This is a genomic window from Pseudobutyrivibrio ruminis HUN009 (assembly GCF_000703005.1).
In the GTDB taxonomy this organism is placed as follows: Bacteria; Bacillota; Clostridia; order Lachnospirales; family Lachnospiraceae; genus Pseudobutyrivibrio; species Pseudobutyrivibrio ruminis_A.
This window is the reverse complement of sequence record NZ_JNLH01000001.1, coordinates 2063240-2083615: the sequence shown is the minus strand read 5'-3', so window position 1 is coordinate 2083615 and position 20376 is coordinate 2063240. Positions and strand designations below refer to the sequence as shown.

Below are 20376 nucleotides of genomic sequence, written 5' to 3'. Positions count from 1 at the left end.
AAAAGTATTTTAATCTGTAAATTCATTTTCAGAATTTGAAACAGTGCTAGCCTCACCACTAAGCAAATCTTCAGTTGCAGATACACCAAAGTAATAAGCCAAAATATCTTTCGAAACCTCAGCAGCATTATGTGATGTATAACCATAAGCGATACGAGTTGCTATTGAAACCTCTGGATCACTATACGGTGCAAATCCAATAAATAAAGCGTGGTTAGGACGAGATGCAACCTGCTGGGCAGTACCTGTCTTACCGGCAACCTCAACAGAGAAACCATTAAAGGATGAAAGGGACTCACATACCATTCTCATACCATAGTGGATAGCATCCCATTCTGATGTATTAAGTACATCTATCTGGTTTCTAACAGATGGGCTATAGCTTTCAATAACATTACCTTCAGAATCTCTAACACTATCAAGAAGTGTAAGGTTATAAACAGTTCCCTCACTAGCAATAGCTGCAGCATATCTTGCTAATCCGATAGTCGTATAGTTGTTATCAGACTGACCGATAGCAGCCATGACAGGATACTCTGTCGCAATATGAGGTGTATTTTCCTCTATTTCAATTCCTGTAGTTTCATCTAATCCATATAAAGATGCATACTCAGTAATCTTATCAATACCAGTAGCGTCATCATAGGCACCATCACCACCGGCAAGTCTCCAACCAACTTCATAGAAGAAGTAGTTACAAGAATCTCTAATAGCTTCAGAGACATTGATGCTACCGTGGTTGCTTGGGTAAATCCAACACTTAGGATTATTTGAAACCTTAGTATATTGTCCTAAATCGACAATTTCCGATGTTGTTGTAATAACATTTTCTGCCAAACCGGCTGTAGAGCTGACAATCTTGAAAGTAGAACCAGGGGCTGTTCTCTGCTGAGTAGCATAGTTGTACAAAGGATTTGCAGCACTATTTGTAAGGTATGAATAATAATCAGCATCTACTGAATTGGCAAGCTTATTATTATCATATCCTGGGTAAGTAACCATTGCTAAAACTTCGCCTGTATTAACATCAATAAGAACAGTTGATCCAGAGCAAGGATCGAGAGCAAGCTGACCTGGTGTAATTTCCAAAGACTTAATCTTTGAAAGCATAAATTCATATGCTGTAATTTGACCACCTGCAAGCTTGGTATAGTCTTCATCATCTTCCTTTGAAAGAACACCCTGCTCATATAAAATCAGGCAAAGCTGGCTTCCCGAAATATTATCATCCAGAAGAAGATACTTATAAACAAGCTTTTGGAATGATGTATCAGTTGAAAGATAATCAATTATATAATCAACTAAATCAGCATAAAGCTCATCTGTATCTGCATACTTAGCTTCTGATTCGTATTTTGTAATGTCTATCCAGTTTTGTTCAATGGCATAGATAAGATATTTATTGACTGCCATCTCCTCTGATGTCCAGCTTGTTTGTACATCAGAAGATGTATCAATGGCACTGGCATCAAAAATACCAAGACTCTTAAGAGTTGTAACAATATAAGTAGAATATGCTTGATACTCAGATGGAAGTTGATTGTAAACAGTCTCATTAGAAGCCTTGAGCTGGCTCTTTAACGTAGCTAAAACTTCTTTTTCCTTTACCTCATAGGCACTCAAAACATCCTTTTCAGTCTGTGAAGCATTAGGGTCAGAAAATGCGTTAATATCAATGATTCCATTTTTAATCAAAGAATAATAAACATCATAGATAGGCACTACAACATCGCTTGAAGAGGTTGTGTTGTACTCTTTGATATTTTGAATCTTTGAATATAGGATTCCAGCAATCTCCTGTTCTAGAAGAATATAAGCTGCCTTTTGTAAATCCATATCAATAGACAGATAAACATCATTTCCAGAAACAGCAGCCTGGTAATCTCCCTCTGCAATAGTATTTCCCACACTATCAACATACAAGGTCTCAAAACCTTTTGTTCCGGAAAGGTAATCATTCATGTATTTTTCAATACCTGATTTACCAACGATATCTGTAGTTTCAACGGTGCTATCTGTGGCAGAAAGCTCCTTATATTCGGAAGTAGATATCTGACCTGTATAACCAATAATATGTGCGAAGTATTCGCTATCTACGTATCGACGAAGTGACTTTTGTTCTACATCAACACCAGTAAGCTCATTTATGTTTTCTTTGATGAAAGCAACTGACTCATCTGAAACATCCGATGCTATAACAGTTGAAATATATTTCTGATATGAGTTCTGGCCCATATTGTAACGAACAACCATAATCTCATAGCGAAGCTTTTTAGAATACTCATCAGATATATTGTAAACCTTTTCGCCTTCAAGATAGTCGATAATCTGATCAGCAGTGGCTGTAGCTTCATCAATACCTAGCTCGTCATTATATTCCAAATCATCAACGCTATTCTTTCCAAAAACATCAGCCCTAAAACGCTGTAAAGCAGAACCAGAACTTAAAAACTGAAATGATCCTGATGAATCTATATAGATTCCAAAGTCGTTATCAATTGTATCCCCATTGCTTTCAAGCTTAGAAATAATTTCTGCAATTTCAGTATTTAACGACTGGCTTCTCTCCTTTGTAGAGGAATATGTTCCAGTATCCTGAATAGTAACGGCATAAACTAGCTCATTATAAGCTAGTAAATTACCATTTCTATCGTATATATTTCCTCTTGTAGCGGCAATTGATTCAGTCTTTTCAAGTTTTAAATTGTAATTATCCTGATATTCACTACCATTTAATATTTGCAAATAAAAAAGACGTGAAATTAGAATAGCAGCAAAAGTAATCATTGCTACTATAACCACGCGAATACGTGAAGAAAATACATTTTCAAAAAAGTCCTTAATAATATCCAATTCTATCAGAACCTTTCTTTTCTAGTTTTTCTACCCAATTGTTTAAATGAAGAATTGCATAATAAACAAAAATGGATACAAGTAAAGTGTAAACAACCTCAGGTAAAATGATATTCAACAGATAATAAGAAAAATCATACTGAGATCTAATTGCAAACAAAGTGAGATAAGTGGCTATGCCGTAAATTAAATCACTTGTCCCAATAAGAATCATTGGAAGACGTAAATCGTCACCAAAGAACTGCTTTTTAAATAGACCATTTAAAAGACCTATATACATATAAATCAGTGCGTACATTCCAAAGAGTCCGCCTGAAAAGATATCCAAAAGAATACCTACAAAAAAGCCAATGAGGATACCGTATTTACGGCCTTTCATAAAGCCGTAAGTAGATACCACACAAATCAAGACATTAGGTGTAACACCTGCAAGTCTATATCTAGAAAAAACACTTGTCTGCAGTAAGAAGCATACATAAATGACAAGGGCTATAATCAATATTTTCTTTAAATATTGCTTAAAATCACTCACTTTCGTATGACTCCTTTAACTGCTTAATAACAAGGACATTAGATAAATGTTTAAAATCTACAACAGGTGTGACTGTACCAGATTTTGTAAGTTCATTTTCATCCAAAGAAACAGATGAAACATATCCAATCATCAATCCTGGAAGATATTTGTCAGAAATGTTAGATGTAACAATAACATCTCCTATTGCAACTTTATCTTCATCATCATCCAAATCCGAAAACAAGATAAGATTGCTTGCAGTCATATTCTCAAGAGAACCTGAAACGATACAGTTATCTTCGGTTGATGATATGGTTGCACTAACATTAGATGTGTCATCTATGATTGCGCGAACAACTGCATAGGAATCTCCAACAGAAGTAACGATACCAACAAGACCGCCATCAGCGATAACATTCATATCTACCTCTATTCCATCCTTGGTGCCTTTATCGATTGTAAAGGTGTTGAACCAATTGGATGTGCCTTTGCCGATGATTCTGGCGCCAGTTGTCTCATAGTCGTAGTAAGTTTGATCTAGTTCGTATAATTCCTGTAATTCATCTAATTCTTTAAGCTTAAGCTCGTAGTTGTTGATAGTAGAATTAAGCTCATCAACCTGAGCCTGAAGCTCTTCGTTTTCCGCAACCAATTCCTCACGTGTCTTGGTATCAGCTGAAGAAATGGCTATAGAGCTGCCAATGTAATCTATACCCTTTTGCATAGGAATAAAGATATGATTGGCAATTGTCTCTAATGGACCACCTGAAAAACCAGTTGAATAACTGAAAAACAAAAGCATTATACAAACAATAGATAAAATCATTAGCAAATATTTACTTGGAATACCGCCATTTGCTTTTCTTTGTCTCATTATTTGAAAATCCTTGCCCTCATGCTATATCCATAAATTTTGTATTTAGAATCTGAAAGAACCTGTCCTAAACCTCTAACACAAGATTCCTGTGGATCATCCATTACATTAACCTTAATGTTTGTAACCTCTGAAAATAAATCTGTTAATTGATAAAGCTGAGATGTACCACCTGTAAGATAAATACCAGAGTGAACAATATCCTTTGCAAGCTCTGGTGGAACTTTTTCAAGGATAAGCTTTACATTTGTGCAGAAGCTCTCTAAATCATTCTTGATAGCATTGTAGATTGTATCGCTTTCAACTTCCATCTCGATAGGAAGACCGCTAACAACATCACGGCCTACAACGGTAAGCTTCTGTCCTCTTCCCTCCTGTGCTGAACCGATTTCTTCTTTAAGCTGCTTTGCAGTCTTCTGTCCAATTACAAGATTAAAGTTTCTCTTGAGGTATGTAACGATTGACTCATCAATCTGATTTCCACCAAATGGAAGAAGCTCTGATAAAACGAGGCCACCAAGGGAAATAACAGAAATCTCAGTTGTATCTGCACCAAGATCTACCACCATAACACCTGTAGGCTCTGAAACATCAAGTCCCATACCGATAGCACTGGCAATAGGCTTCTCGCAAACTCTGATAGAATGTGGCTTATTCTTTGATTTGCTAAATAAATCAGAGAAAGCCTTCTTTTCTACCTCGGTAATGTCAGTAGGTACAGCAACAACAATGTCGCTACCCTTAATCTTGCCCTTTAAATCCTTTTCGATAACTTCGAAAAGCATAGTTTGCATATTGTCAAAATCAGCAATAACACCAGAAACAATTGGGAATGAAACATTGATTGTATCTGGAGCTTTTTCGTACATAGAATAAGCTGCATCACCGTATGAATACATCTGATTCTTGTTAACGATTGCAATAGTATTTTTTATGTCAGTAATTTGATTATTAGAACCGCTGAAAATCTTAAGATTTTGAGTTCCTATATCAATACCAAATGAATTGGCCATGGTTTTCCTCCGTAAATATTTTTATATAAAACATCCTAAAAATTTTAACACAGTTGTGACTTCATCACAAGGCAAGCATCCACTAGTTTTTGGAGTGAATTGAGTATGCCAAGCTTAGCATGATTCCATGTAAGTCCGCCCTGGAAGAAGGCTGTATATGGGGCACGAAGTGGGCCGTCTGCAGATAATTCAATTGATGAGCCCTGTACAAAGGCACCGGCTGCCATGATAACCTTACTATCATAACCTGGCATATCCCAAGGCTCAGGTTTAACGTATGAATCCACAGGTGCCGCTGCCTGAATTCCTTCGCAGAAAGCAATAAGTCCTTCTGGCTTAAGGAATGATACAGCCTGAATAATATCATGTCTTGATTCTGTAGAATTTGGAACGCACAAGAATCCAAGCTTCTCATATACATTTGCTGCAAAAATAGCACCCTTTAAAGCGCCAGCAACTACTGTAGGTGCAAGGAAGAATCCCTGATAGAATGACTGCATAATGCCAAGTGACGCGCCAACTTCCTTTCCAAGACCTGGGGAAGTTAATCTGTGGGCAGCATTTTCTACACATTCCTTTGTTCCTACGATATAGCCTCCAATAGGAGCAAGTCCGCCACCTGGATTCTTAATAAGAGAACCTACGCACATATCAGCACCAACTTCTGTTGGCTCGATTCTCTCAACAAATTCGCCGTAGCAGTTGTCAACCATGCAAACAACATCTGGCTTAATACCTTTGATGAAGGAAATAAGCTCACCAATCTGTGAAACTGATAATGTAGGACGATTTGCATAGCCCTTAGAACGCTGAATTGTTACAAGCTTTGTCTTTTCATTAATAGCTGCCTTGATTCCATCGTAATCAAAACCGCCATCTTCTAACAAATCAACCTGCGCATATGTAATGCCATACTCTGCTAATGAACCGTTCGAAGGACGAATACCGATTACCTCTTCAAGTGTATCGTAAGGCTTTCCTACAGGTGAAAGTAACTCATCTCCTGGTCTAAGATTACTCATCAATGCAAGAGCAAGAGCATGTGTACCACATGTAATCTGTGGACGAACAAGTGCATCCTCTGTTTTAAACACTGAAGCATAAACCTTTTCTAAGGTATCACGTCCAACATCATCATAGCCATATCCTGTTGATGTGTTGAAGCACTCAGCAGCAACCTTATGCTCCTGCATAGCCTTAAGAACTTTCAACTGATTATACTCTGCTGTTTTGTCGATTTCTTCGAATCTGTCCTTAAGACCCTTTAGAATCTCCTCACCGTAATCATAAACTTCTTTCGAAATACCAAAATCCTTATAAATACTAAACACTTTCTATAATTCCTTTCTCTTTCAAACAAGTTAAAATCTTTTCAAGTAAAGCATCACTTGTCGTATAAACTGTTTTATCAAGCCAAATGACTTCTTTTTCTCTTCTAAACCAAGTTAGTTGACGCTTGGCGTAGTTTCTAGAGTTCTTTTTAATAAGCTCTACTGCCTCATCCAAAGATATTTCGCCATCCTTGTAAGACAATAATTCTTTATAGCCAATGCCATCCATGGAAGTCATACCTTTTTTGACGCCCATAGCAAGCAGACTATCGATTTCGGACTGTAAGCCGTCCTTCATCATTATATCAACTCTCTTATTAATTCGATTATATAGCAATTCCCTATCGTCATTTAATACAAAATAAGCAAAGTTGTAAGGGCTAGTTTTTTCTCTTTGAGTAGCATTATGAACAGAAAACTTTTCACCTGTCTGCTCATAATACTCGATAGCTCTAATCACACGCTTTCTATTTGCAGCCGGAATAGTTTCTGCCGACTCAGGATCAATTTCTTTGAGTTTTTCATGCAAAGCATCATTTCCGAACTTATCAGCAAAATCCTCCAGTGACTGACGGTAGGATTTGTCGATATCATTTTCTGTAAAATCGATATCATAAAGAATCGCCTGAATATAAAAACCTGTTCCTCCGCAGATGATAGGGATTTTTCCTCGTGAGTAAATATCTGCCATGGCATCCTTCACCATTTGCTGAAACTTTACAACGTGATAATCCTCAGTAGGCTCAATCACATCAATCATATGGTGTCTAACGCCATCCATTTCCTCCGGTGTAACCTTCGCTGTCCCTATATCCATTTTTCTATAAACCTGCATGCTATCAGCAGAAATAATCTCGCCATTTATAGCTTTGGCGAGATTAATTGATAGTGAAGTTTTGCCGACCGCAGTTGGTCCAGTTAAGATTACTAATTTATCCATTAAACAATCCTTTTAAATTTCTTTGCTAATTCATATTCTGAAAATGAAATCATTGTTGGTCTGCCATGAGGACAATGATATGGATTATCAAGCTTTAATAAATCATCGATTAGGGTTTTAATCTCCGGAATAGAAAGCTTATTATTACCCTTTACAGCAGCCTTACATGACATAGAAGCCACTCTCTCAACAATCATGTCAAATGAATCTGATGCCTTGAAGCTTTCACAATCTGAAAGTATCTCAAGGAAAAATGTCTTTGGATCCAGATTTAAGAGGTTACCTGGAACTCCATTGATAGCAAGCTCATTTCCTCCAAAGGATTCCACTCTAAATCCAAGCTTTTCAAAAGCCTCATGATAGTTTTCAAACAAAAGAACATCCTGAGGTGACAATGAAATAATAACAGGTGGGCTAACCATCTGAGAAGTCATTTCGTTGTTTTTAAGACGCGCCATTGTCTTTTCAAAAAGAACTTTCTCATGAGCAGCATGCTGGTCTATGATATACATATTTTTATCATATTCAATAATCCAATATGTATCAAATACCTGCCCTATTATTTTGTGCTCTTTAACAGCTTCCTGCTTAAGAAAGCTAATCTGCTCATACTTTGTTTTGTCTAGATTATTCTCAGCAAATTTCTTTTCGTAAGGAGTATCCTGACGAATCTGGCTTGTAACCTGAGCTTTTATCTTTTCAAGTCTATCCTTTTCGAATGGTTCAGGAAGCTTTACCTTTACAGGAGGGATAATTTCAGATTCCTTTTCAGATACGGAATCATTGGACACTTCATATGAAGATGAATCTGATTCCTGTTCTACAGCTGGCTTAGAAACAAACTCTGTATATGTTTCAATTACAGGCGCTGGAGCCGATGCTTTAGGCTCGTCAATATGAGCTTCAAGGACATCTTCCCTTTTTCTAAGACGGTCATTTATAACTTTAGTTAGAATCTCAAGAATATATGCTTCATCCTCGAATCTAACCTCTTGCTTTGTTGGGTGAACATTAACATCTACAGCGCCATCTTCGAAATTAATATTAATAACAAAGAACGGATACTGATGTCCCATTAGAAAGCCGTAATAGCCTTCCTCACAAGCTCTGGAAAGGTTGCCACTTTTAATATATCTATTGTTTACAAAGAAATGCTCGAAAGCTCGATTTCCTCTAGCAATAACTGATTTTCCAATAAAGCCGTTGATTGAAACTCTCTCATCTTTGTAATTTATCTCCAAAACATTGGATGCTATCTGACGTCCATAAATCTGATATATGGTATCTGAAAGCACACCATTACCTGAAGTCATAAGCTTTTCTTTGCCGTTAAGCAAGAACTTAAATGAAATCTCTGGATGGGATAAAGCCAAATGCTCAACAACATCAAATACATAGCTTCCTTCAGTACTTTCAGATTTTAAAAACTTCTTTCTAGCTGGAGTATTAAAGAATAGCTGTCTGATAATAAATGTGGTGCCATTTGGCGCTCCAATATCAGTAAGAGATACTTCTTTTGCACCTTCGATAATGTAGGATGCACCAAGTAAGGAATCCTTAGTTTTTGTAATAAGCTCGACTTTAGCTACAGCAGAAATGCTGGATAAAGCCTCTCCTCTAAATCCCAATGATCTAACATTGGCTAAATCAGCAGCATTTTCGATTTTGCTGGTTGAATGACGCAAAAATGCGATTTGGATTTGATCCTTTTCAATTCCAGAGCCATTATCGGTTATACGAAGATATTCGATTCCACCGCCTTTAATCTCAACAGAAATAGCTGTTGCACCAGCATCAATACTGTTTTCTATAAGCTCTTTTGCAACAGAAGCAGGTCTTTCAACAACCTCTCCTGCTGCGATTTTGTCAATAGTTTCCTGGCTAAGTAAATTAATTTTTCCCATTATTCCTTCACCTTATTGTGATACTCAAACAATATGTTCATAGCTTCAAGGGGAGTAATCTTTGTAACATCAAGATTCTTTAGCTCTGTAATTATCTGTGCCTCAGATTCAGAAATCTCTAATCCAGTAGCTTCTTTGAGCTTTTCTTCGAATTTTTCCTGAAGTGCAATCTTGTCAGAAACTGCAGCAATATCATTTTCGTTTAAAGAATCTACGATTGTACGTGCCCTTGAAAGCACCTCCTCAGGCAAGCCTGCCAGTCTGGCTACCTGTATACCATAGCTTTGATCTGCGCCGCCAGAAATGATTTTTCTAAGGAATATAATATCCTCTCCCATTTCCTGTACTGCGATGCAGTAATTATGAACTCCTTTTATCTGACCTTCCAACTCTGTAAGTTCGTGGTAATGTGTTGCAAATAAAGTCTTTGCACCAATGTTATAAGCCACATGCTCTACAACAGACCATGCAATTGAAAGTCCATCATATGTGGAAGTTCCACGGCCTATCTCATCAAGAATCAAAAGTGATTTGCTAGTAGCATTATGCAAAATATTAGCTACTTCATTCATCTCTACCATGAATGTAGACTGACCAGTTGATAAATCATCTGATGCACCTACTCTGGTAAAGATTCTATCTACAACACCAATTGTGGCGCTAGAAGCGGGAACAAAACTACCAATTTGAGCCATAAGCACAATAAGTGCAACCTGTCTCATATATGTAGATTTACCAGCCATATTAGGGCCTGTAATAATTGCGATGGTGTTGGAATCCTGATCCAAATAACAATCGTTAGATATGAACTGGTCAGCATTTATCATCTGCTCAACAACAGGATGACGCCCTTCCTTGATATCTAATACTCCACGATTATTGATTACCGGTCTCACATAGTGATTCTTTTCAGCAACAACTGCAAGAGAAATAATTGCATCAAGTGTTGCAATAGCCTTTGCACTAATCTGAATTCTATCTACTTCTCCAGCAATTGTATCTCTTACTGCTTTAAAAAATTCATACTCGATAGTATTTAATCTATCTTCTGCGCCTAAAATGCTATCTTCTAGCTCTTTAAGCTCAGGTGTGTAATAACGTTCAGCATTAGTAAGAGTCTGCTTTCTTACGTAATAATCAGGAACCAAATCCTTATATGAATTTGTAACCTCAAGATAAAATCCAAAAACCTTGTTGAACTTGATCTTTAGGTTTTTAATTCCGGTCTTATCACGCTCTTTTGCTTCAAGCTCAGCAAGCCACTGCTTGCCATCTATCTTGGCAGAACGAAGTCTGTCTACTTCTTCGTTGTATCCGGTCTTTATAATATCGCCATCACGGGAACTGATTGGTGGTTCCTCAGCAATAGCATTATCAATAAGCACATATAAATCTTTAAGATCATCGATGCTTGCATTTAAATCCCTGATTAAATGTGAATGGAAGCCATCAAGCAATGTTTTGATTGGAGCAAGCATGCCGATAGATTGCTTAAAAGCAATTAAATCTCTAGGATTGGCAGATTGATATGTGATTTTTGTAATAAGACGCTCTAAATCATAAACTGATGAAAGATATTCTCTAAGTTCTTCTCTGTCAATCAAAGAACCGTTTATATCTTCGATAGCATCCTGTCTTTTTATGATTTCATCTACCGATACAAGCGGCTGTTCAATAAAGCTCTTAAGCTGTCTTGCACCCATTGCAGTTTTAGTTTTATCCAAAACCCAAAGAAGTGATCCACGCTTTTGTTTATCTCGCATTGTCTCTGTTAATTCAAGATTTCTGCGTGTAGAGCTGTCAATCAGCATAAACTTGCCATCTGTATATGGAGTGATATGTGTTAAATGTGTAAGCTCAGATTTCTGAGTCTCTTTTAAGTAAAGTAACAAAGAACCTGCAGATACCTTACCAACAGAAAAATCGATTAAACCTAATCCCTCTAAGGAATGGGCCTTGAAATGATTCAAAAGCTCACGCGTGCTTAAAGTGTCATCAAAGTAAGATTCATCAAGCTGAGTAAGAGCGATATTTAATTTGTCTGCATAATCAGTAATATCTATTCCTGATTCGTAAATCGATTTGCTGTAGATTATTTCAGCTGGAGTAAATCTGTAGAGCTCATCTGTAAGCTTTCTAGTTTCGTTTACCTCAGTCAGATAGAAATCAGCAGTAGAAACATCACAACAGGCAATACCAATCACACCTTTTGTATAATACAAGGACATGATGTAATTATTGCTTCCTTCCTCAAGTGCAAGCTGATCGATGTTTGTACCAGGAGTAACTACTCTGATTACTTCTCTTTTAACAAGCCCCTTTGCTTCTTTGGGATCCTCCACCTGCTCACAAATAGCAACTTTGTAGCCCTTTGCAACCAATCGATTAATATATGTGTCTGCAGCATGGAAAGGAACTCCGCACATAGGTGCACGTTCTTCTGCTCCGCAAGACTTTCCTGTAAGTGTCAATTCAAGTTCTCTAGATGCAGTCTTTGCGTCTTCAAAAAACATCTCATAAAAATCACCTAGACGGTAAAATAAGATACAATCTTCATATTCCGCTTTTGTTTTAAGATACTCCTGCATCATTGGAGTGTATTCAGCCAATTATTATCCCACCTATTCTTATAAATTCATGTTGGATATAACAGCTTCTGCAACTTTCATTCCGTCCATTGCAGCAGATGTTATACCGCCTGCATAGCCTGCACCCTCTCCGCAAGGATATAGACCTTTTATGTTAGCCTGATAGAATTCATCACGACTAATTCTTACTGGAGAAGAAGTTCTACTTTCAACCCCAGAAAAAATCGCATCATCTCTATCGAACCCTTTTATTTTAGTCCCAAAAACACCTATGCCGTCAATAATAGACTGGTATATTTCCTGAGAAAATATATCAGATAGCAATCCAAATGCTGTCTGCCCCTTTGTTTCAGAGGCAAAATCACCGAAGCTAGAAGAAAATTTCTTTAGTTTAAAATCTCCAAGCAGCTGCTGTGGAATTTTTCCATTACACAAGCTAAATGCTTTTTCTTCAAGAGAGCGCTGATATTCTACACCTGCAAGAGGATTGGTTTTATCAAACTCTCGCCCACCAACTGATACTACAATAGCGCTGTTGGCATTTTTGCTATCTCGCTTCGAATAGCTCATACCATTAACAACAAGCCTATTTTCCTCTGAGGATGAATTAACAACAAAGCCACCTGGACACATACAGAATGAATAAACGCCACGTCCATTATCAAGATTTGTTGCAAGCTTATATGGAGCAGGCTCAAGATTTTTGTAACCATCAGCATACATGCTTCGAGAAATCATCTCCTGTGGATGCTCGATTCTAAATCCTACAGCAAAATCCTTTGCCTCCATATAAATACCTGATTCATGGAGAATTTTGAATGTATCTCTTGCGCTATGTCCTACTGCAAGAATCACATGATTTGATTTGTAGGTTTTATCACCTGCTTTTACACCAGTGATTTTTTCATTTTCGATAATAAATCCATCGACAGCTGTACCAAATAAGAACTCGCCACCAAGTCTAATGATTTCATCTCTCATATTTGCAATAACATTTTTTAAAACATCTGTGCCGATATGAGGCTTGTAATCGTACAAAATGTTACTGTTAGCACCAAATTTAACAAATGTATCAAGTACAAATTTGTTACGTCCCAATTTGTCATTTACAAGGGTATTTAGCTTGCCGTCTGAAAATGTACCAGCACCGCCCTCGCCAAACTGTACATTAGATGTGGTATCAAGAATTCCAGTCTCCCAGAATTTCAAAACATCAGCAGTTCTTTCATCAACCTTTTTTCCTCGTTCAAAAACTATAGGATTAAGGTTGTTTAAAGCAAGAATATATGCTGCAAATAATCCAGCAGGTCCAGCACCAATTACAATAGGTCTATCGCCAGTCCAATCTGATGCTTTTGGCATATTGTAAGCTTTAGGAACATAACTATTTATATTGTTATCTTTTTTAAATTTAGCCAATATTCTCTTTTCATTATCATTTGATAATTGAACAATTACCGAATATACGAAGTAAATAATTGGCTTTTTTCTGGCATCTACAGACTTCTTTAAAATTTCTAAAGACTTGATTTCACCTTCGCTGACCTTTAACTTCTTTGCAATTATCTGTTTTAAATCAGCTTTTTGTCCTGATACCTCTACTTTAACTTGATCAATTCTAATCATTGTAATTCCTTTATTATTGATTTGGATGCTATATCAGCAGATGTATATGCCCAATTGAGATTGTATCCTCCGCATATTCCATCTACATCCAAAACTTCACCTGTAAAATATAAACCTTTACACTTCAGTGATTCCATTGAAGAAGTATCGATTTCTGATAAATCAACACCTCCAGCAGTGACCTGAGCACTGTCAAAGCCCTTTGTTCCATCTACAGAGATTGTGAAATTCTTGAAGAAGTAAACAAGATTCTCTAAATCCTCTTCATCTAAACAATCAACAGTTGTATCACCATAAATTCGAGAATAACTAACCACCTGTTCAATAGCTTTTTCATTACAAAGACCAACCAACGCAGTCAGAATTGTTGCTTTTGGATTACGCTTAAATCTTTTTGTCAATTCCTCTTTCAAAGCTTCCGCAGAAAGGTAAGGAATAAAATCAATTCGTAAATCCGATAGCTTTTTATCAAGCTCATCAAAACCGATAAAACGGCTGATGCACATGATAGGATATCCTGAAACACTATCCTTATTGAACTGGATTTCTCCCTCGCAACTGTAATCCTTGTACGAAACAACTCCTGAGGCTCTAACTCCTGCTAATTCTTTTAAGCATTGGCTTGAAGATTTAACACCAACAAGGGCCGGCGAAAGCTTAGTTGTCTTCATTTTAAAGCTTTGTGCTATTTTATAACCGATTTTAGAAGAACCAAGAGTTGCAGCAGCAAGCCCACCTGAAGCAACGCAAACCTTCTTCGCATTTACGATAGTTCTAGAGGTAGTAACTTTAAATAAATCTGCTTTTGATACTTCTGTAACTCTATTATCAAGAAGAACATCGATACCAAGAAAACTAATTTCATTTTCAAGTGCTTCTCTAACTGTCTTAGCTTGATTTGTAATTGGATAATAATATCCATCCAAATCCTTGTCGTACACCCCTAATTCATTAAGAAATTGGCGCAAATCATTATGATTATCTGAAATAAAATCAAGGCTGTGATTGCTATAATAATATTGAGCCCCCATTCTGCTGTTTGTGAAGTTGCATCGGCCATTGCCAGTAGATAAAATTCTTCTGCCAACTATACGATTTAATTCCACTAAACATACCAAAAGACCTGCTCTCGCAAGTTTGATTGCGAGAACAAGTCCTGAAAATCCGGCACCTATTATACAAACATCATATACCTTTTCATCTGTATTCATAAAACTACCTCAACAAATGTAAATTATATGCTATCTGACAAAGTCTTGTTCCACCTGGGAATTTTAAAAGTGTTTCCTCATCTATACCCTTAAAGAGAAGCATCGATACAAAGTAAACGATAGCTCCAACAACTATAGAGACAACACAAGCAAAAAGGTTCGCTACCTTTTCTGACATACCAATCAGCAAAATGGCATCCAGCATATGATAAATAAGGTAAACTACTAGTCCCATAAGAGCTGATGCTTCAAGAGGTGCAAGTACAACCTTTTTAACATCAATCCTTGCTCCAGAGAATCTAAGAACTGCCGATTGATTAAGGAAGCACATCATAAGTGCATAAAAAGCATTAGCAATGATTACTGCATAGATGTGTAGTTTAAATACTTCCATCAACACAAACAAAAGTGCCACATGGGCAACAAGTGCAATAAGTGCATTCTTTACAGGGATAGTCATTTTATCAATTCCCTGAAGAATTCCATTGGAAAGAGTTGAAAGGGAATAAAAAACAACCGAACATCCACCAATAATAAGCATTAATGCTGATGAACTTTCAGCATCATTAAATAACAAAAGCATAATTGGTGAAGCAAGTACCATTAGACCTACAGCACATGGGAAGGCAATTACCATAACAAATCTATTAGCTGCGTTAATCTGTCTTTTAACTACTTCTTTGTCATTGGAATTGAAAGCAGCAGTCAAACTAGGAACCGTAGATGCAGCCATAGAAGACGCAATTGCCAAAGGTACATTTATAAGGACCTTATACTGACCAGTGAACACACCCCATGATTCACTGGTAACCTTTGAATCATAGCCCTGCAACAAAGCAAGATTTTTGAAAATACCCTGATCAATTATAGAGCTTATATTGTAAACCGTTGTACTAAGCAGTACAGGGATTATTGTCATAATTAAAACAGGTAAAATATCCCCAAAGGTTTCAAAATGCTTATGTCTATCCTTCTTTATCATTTTCTTAAGGACCTTCTTGAAAGCAAAGAAAATGAATAAAATAAAGCAAAGAGCAAACAAAGCACCTGTAGATGTTCCAAGTGTTCCACCAGCCGCACCAAAAGCAGCTGCATAATCTGAAACATTACCTAAAACACCGCCAACCTTTTTTCCGTAGCTGAATAATATAGTTGCTGCCACTACAGAAACAACAGCATTAACCAACTGCTCTCCTATTTGAGAAATAGCACTTGGAATCATTGTACCAAGGCCTTGGAAAAAGCCTCTGAATACACCAAGAATAGCAACTACCAGAAGTGTAGGTGCCAAAACCTTTAAAGCAATAGCCGCAAGAGGTGTCTTTAAAACAGTACCTGTGAAGAACTCTGCTCCAAAGAATACTACTATGGATGCAATACCACCACTTATAAACGCAAAAAGAAGGGCGCCATGTAAAACCTTAGTTGCGTCCTTAATGTGCCCTTTGGCTATTCTCGCTGAAACTAGCTTTGATACCGCGAGAGGTATGCTATAAGAAGATATAAGTAATATTATGTTGTAAATTTCATAAGCGGTACCGTAATAATCATTTCCTGTCTTTCCAATAGTAGCCGTAAGTGGGACTCTGTAAATGAGTCCCACAATACGACTGATAATTGAAGCCATAGCAAGAATTGATCCCTGCATTAAAAAGCCGGTATCGCTACGCCTTTTTTTAGCATTCATAAACTAATTAATTTGCCTTACTAAATTCTGATTTATCTGCATAGTATACAGTTTCATCTGTGTAATCACGCTGGCACGCCTGAATCCAAGTCACACCAACATTAAGCTGAATCTCTTCACCTGAGTTTAAGTCGTAATAATGTGTAATATCTGTATCACCATCTTTTGACCAAACAATATCAATCATCTTTCCATTAGAGATGTACTTACCAGTACCTGTGTTGTATGAAAGGAGGTATCCAAGATACTGAGATCCTTCATATGTCCACCACTCTACATTCTGAATAATAATGTTCTTAGCTGTAAGCTGCTCGCCTGTAATAGCGTCAACCTGCTTCTGATTGAACTCATATCTGTAGTATAAACCATCATCCTCGTTGTAAATCCAATAAGGCTTGTTTGTGTAGTAGTAAAGCTGGATAGCCTGGCAATCCTCGCCGCTTGAAAGATCATTACCATCAGCTGCGAATGTGAAATGAGGCTCATAGTTTGCTGGAAGCTCTGTGTCATATCCAAGCTTTTCAATACCCTTTGCAATACCATCAGAATTTGTATAAAGTGTATGCTCACCCTTACCAGTTCTGAAAGCAGCTGCCTTACCCTTTGTACCTTCTACTGTAAGAGCATTGATGTTGTCTACAAGATTCTTGTCATCAATAAGCTCGAATGCTGCTGGGTTACCACCTGCATGCATGTAAATAGCATCATACTCACTAGCAAAATATACGTAATAAGGACGTGAACTACGGATATTACCAATCTGGTCTAATCCTGAATAATCATCAAAGATGGCCATCATACGAGTGATTCCACCTTCAACAACGCATTCATAGATAACACCAGCATTACCAATACCATACTGTGGTAAACATGCCTTTGTGTTCTCAATCATAACTGCAACCGGGCGCTGTCTGCCATACTCAGCATCAACCCAATCACCAGTTAAGTAGCTTCGAACCTTGCCGTCTTCTGAAACCTGATCCCAAAAAGCTGCAGAATCATCAACTGGCTCAACTACCTCCTGTACTGTATTGCTTGCTGTATCATCAGCCGCTGTATTGTCTGCTTCATCTTTACCGCAGGCAATCAATGATGTGCACATACTCAAAACAAGCAATGCGGATACTAATTGTTTTTTCATAGATTAGTGTCTCCTTTTCATTAATCTCGAGATATATTTAGTATGTTTAATATCTCCCTTTGTTTTTGTTCCATAACAGAAGCTTCCTCCTCTGTCATGTGATCAAACCCCATTAAATGTAACATACTATGGGCTATAAGAAAAGCATACTCTCTGAGATTTGAATGCTGATATTCCTCTGCTTGCGCATGAATACGAGGAATATTAAGAACTATATCTCCAAGAATTACTTCTCCTGTCTCAGGGTTAAATAAATCATCATTCTCTTCGATTTTTGAAAAATCACCCGGTTTTTCGTACTCAATCATAGGGAATGATAATACATCGGTAGGTGCATCAATATCTCTAAATTCTTTATTGATTACCTGTATACCATCGTTGTCTGTCAGAGTGATGCTTACTTCAGTTTCGAAAGGGAATTTCATATAATCCAAAGCAGTATTCACCACATCTTTTGCAACTTTCTCATAATCGAAGTCGAAATCAACTTCTGTTTCGCTTTCCATTAAAATTGTCATGCTAAAATATCCTCATTTGCTAAAATCTCACGAATCTTCAAGAACTGATTCATGGTCAGTCCTGAGTTGTCGTAGAAGCCTTTTTGTGAAAGCTCATTAATAGTTTGATATATAACCATATTTTGATTCCAACTACTGCTCATAGAATCAGAATCAAAAAGCTCTACCTTTGTAACAACAGAATCTACCATATGAACAATAGCCGATTCTTTTGAGCTAGGAAGAACAACTATTCCTCCATACTCCGCCAAAATCTGAACAACCTCGGCTGGGAAGCAATGATTATTTGCAATTTTAATTGCGTTATCAATCATTGGCTCACCTTCGATTTTGCCAAGACGATAATACAGTCCTGCACAAGCAGCAAGATTTTCGTTGGCATTAATAGCTGCAGCACACTTTCTAGATAATCTTGAAAGTCTCATTGCATGCTGATATTCAATGTAAGACAGCTTTCGTATTTCGTTACAGAGAGTGTAGTCTGGATCCAAAAATGTATCGTAAATCAACACCTGCTCCCTATCAACGAATCGGCTGATTACAGGGAATATTGCCGCTATAATTAGGCAAGCTACTATGCCATCAATCATCCCGTAAAACAGAACTGCAAATGAGAGCTCAAGATAATTAAAATAATAAAATACTATCGAAACCAATGTTGTAATTGCAAAAACAAGAATCAAAGCATACAACTTTTGGATTGTCTCTCCTTTTCTAAGGAACGCTGATAGCACTCCACCAAATAGAATAAGAGTGATATAGCAAAGAATAGTATAGCTATTGTAATCCCAGCAAAGAGATGTAATTACCACCAAATAAAGGCTCAAAGCATTTGAAAGGCTATCCTCAAAAACGCTACTTGCAATAATTGGAAGTACTATGAATGGAGCAAAAAAATCTGGTGCCAACAAAGACATTACAATAACTAAAACCCATTCTATTAGAACAACAAATGTAATTTTCCCATAGGATATGTAGTTTTTTTCTGGAAGCTTTTGCTCTAAACGTCTTCTGATGATAAGTAAAAACTGTAAGCAAAAGAAACAAATATTAATTGCAACTAAGCAAATATATTTGTCTATAAGTACAGAGGCAAAGGAACACATTAAAGTGTTGGCAATAATAAAAACAAACGCCATGCCTATTGCATACAATACTCTTGTGGTGGAAAAACGATTAGTCCATTTCATTATTTCGCCTTTTTATTCTTGCTTTGTAGTTTTTTGTCGTGTACTTCATAAGCATTTACAATCTTTTGAACAAGTGGATGTCTAACAACATCCTTTGCATCAAGATTGCAAATCTTTATATCATCAATATTCTTCAAAACTGCCATGGCATCATCAAGACCTGATTTTACTCCAGTAGGCAAGTCCTTTTGAGTCTTATCGCCAGTAATTACAGCTTTTGAACCAAAACCAATACGTGTCAAAAACATCTTCATTTGGGCTGGTGTAGTGTTTTGTGCCTCATCCAAAATGATAAATGCATTGTCCAAAGTACGGCCTCTCATGTAAGCAAGAGGTGCTACCTCAATCAGCCCCTTTTCCATGTTGCGCTGAAAGGCTTCAGCACCCATTATCTGATAAAGAGCATCGTAAAGTGGTCTAAGATAAGGATCTACCTTGCTCTGCAAATCTCCTGGAAGGAATCCAAGCTTTTCTCCTGCCTCAATGGCTGGACGAGTAAGAATGATTCGTGAAACTTCCTCGTTTTTGAATGCTGTAATCGCTTTTGCCATAGCAAGGTATGTTTTACCAGTACCTGCTGGTCCAACACCAAATACAATCATATTGTTCGTGATTGCATCAACATATTTCTTTTGTCCTAATGTCTTAGGAGCTACAGGCTTGCCTGTGGTTGTGTGGCAAATAATCTCACCTCTAGCTTCTGAAACATCATGATTTTCTATTTTTTCCTGCTCTATTGACATAATATAATTAACATCCTGTGTGGTAATAATACTGCCCTTCTTCGAAAGGGATAAAAGCTCATCTACAACAACAATTCCATGTTCAACATGGGATTTCTCTCCCAATACTTTAATAACATCGTCCCTTAGAATAAAGGAAATTCCCATTCCCTTTTCTATGGTTTTGATATTTTTATCAAATTGGCCAAATATATTGTCGATGTGCTCAGCCGGAATACTAATACTTAAAGAAAAATCGCTCAT

The 20376-nt window shown here is 37.1% G+C and carries 15 protein-coding genes; all 15 read right to left on the bottom strand.

What is annotated here, in order from left to right:
* Positions 1-9 precede the first annotated feature (9 nt).
* From BO15_RS0109370 to BO15_RS0109300, 15 genes are read right to left on the bottom strand one after another with little or no spacing between them, the layout of a single operon-like run.
* Positions 10-2853 (bottom strand): penicillin-binding transpeptidase domain-containing protein, encoded by a 2844-nt coding sequence (locus BO15_RS0109370; RefSeq protein WP_242843764.1) that lies wholly within the window; start codon positions 2851-2853, stop codon positions 10-12.
* Complete coding sequence (gene mreD, locus BO15_RS0109365; RefSeq protein WP_033154086.1) at positions 2840-3385, bottom strand: rod shape-determining protein MreD; 546 nt, start codon at positions 3383-3385, stop codon at positions 2840-2842. The genes BO15_RS0109370 and mreD overlap by 14 nt, the downstream gene beginning before the upstream one ends.
* On the bottom strand, positions 3378-4241 hold the full coding sequence (gene mreC, locus BO15_RS0109360) for a rod shape-determining protein MreC (RefSeq protein WP_033154085.1): 864 nt from the start codon (positions 4239-4241) through the stop codon (positions 3378-3380). Before mreC ends, mreD begins: the two co-directional genes overlap by 8 nt.
* Complete coding sequence (gene mreB, locus BO15_RS0109355) at positions 4241-5254, bottom strand: rod shape-determining protein (RefSeq protein WP_033154084.1); 1014 nt, start codon at positions 5252-5254, stop codon at positions 4241-4243. The genes mreC and mreB overlap by 1 nt, the downstream gene beginning before the upstream one ends.
* Before the next feature lie 44 nt (positions 5255-5298).
* Complete coding sequence (locus BO15_RS0109350; protein ID WP_033154083.1) at positions 5299-6585, bottom strand: aminotransferase class I/II-fold pyridoxal phosphate-dependent enzyme; 1287 nt, start codon at positions 6583-6585, stop codon at positions 5299-5301.
* Complete coding sequence (gene miaA, locus BO15_RS0109345; RefSeq protein ID WP_033154082.1) at positions 6578-7525, bottom strand: tRNA (adenosine(37)-N6)-dimethylallyltransferase MiaA; 948 nt, start codon at positions 7523-7525, stop codon at positions 6578-6580. Before miaA ends, BO15_RS0109350 begins: the two co-directional genes overlap by 8 nt.
* Positions 7525-9429: a DNA mismatch repair endonuclease MutL gene (gene mutL, locus BO15_RS0109340; RefSeq protein ID WP_033154081.1), complete on the bottom strand. Its 1905-nt coding sequence runs from the start codon at positions 9427-9429 to the stop codon at positions 7525-7527. Before mutL ends, miaA begins: the two co-directional genes overlap by 1 nt.
* Entirely contained in the window at positions 9429-12020 is a 2592-nt protein-coding gene (gene mutS / locus BO15_RS0109335; RefSeq protein WP_081828707.1) for a DNA mismatch repair protein MutS, read from the bottom strand. The genes mutL and mutS overlap by 1 nt, the downstream gene beginning before the upstream one ends.
* A gap of 36 nt (positions 12021-12056) precedes the next feature.
* Entirely contained in the window at positions 12057-13643 is a 1587-nt protein-coding gene (locus tag BO15_RS0109330) for an NAD(P)/FAD-dependent oxidoreductase (protein ID WP_033154079.1), read from the bottom strand.
* Positions 13640-14854 carry an aminoacetone oxidase family FAD-binding enzyme gene (locus BO15_RS0109325; RefSeq protein WP_033154078.1) on the bottom strand — a complete coding sequence of 405 codons (1215 nt, stop codon included), beginning with the start codon at positions 14852-14854 and terminating at the stop codon, positions 13640-13642. Before BO15_RS0109325 ends, BO15_RS0109330 begins: the two co-directional genes overlap by 4 nt.
* A 4-nt stretch (positions 14855-14858) precedes the next feature.
* Positions 14859-16541 carry a putative polysaccharide biosynthesis protein gene (locus BO15_RS0109320; protein WP_033154077.1) on the bottom strand — a complete coding sequence of 561 codons (1683 nt, stop codon included), beginning with the start codon at positions 16539-16541 and terminating at the stop codon, positions 14859-14861.
* Between the two features lie 7 nt (positions 16542-16548).
* The gene (locus BO15_RS0109315) at positions 16549-17682 is read right to left on the bottom strand and encodes a DUF3048 domain-containing protein (RefSeq protein WP_033154076.1); all 1134 of its coding nucleotides are present in this window, start codon (positions 17680-17682) and stop codon (positions 16549-16551) included.
* Between the two features lie 20 nt (positions 17683-17702).
* Positions 17703-18200 carry an rRNA maturation RNase YbeY gene (ybeY, locus tag BO15_RS0109310; protein WP_033154075.1) on the bottom strand — a complete coding sequence of 166 codons (498 nt, stop codon included), beginning with the start codon at positions 18198-18200 and terminating at the stop codon, positions 17703-17705.
* Entirely contained in the window at positions 18197-19390 is a 1194-nt protein-coding gene (locus tag BO15_RS0109305; RefSeq protein WP_033154074.1) for a hypothetical protein, read from the bottom strand. The genes ybeY and BO15_RS0109305 overlap by 4 nt, the downstream gene beginning before the upstream one ends.
* Positions 19390-20376: a PhoH family protein gene (locus BO15_RS0109300; RefSeq protein WP_033154819.1), complete on the bottom strand. Its 987-nt coding sequence runs from the start codon at positions 20374-20376 to the stop codon at positions 19390-19392. Before BO15_RS0109300 ends, BO15_RS0109305 begins: the two co-directional genes overlap by 1 nt.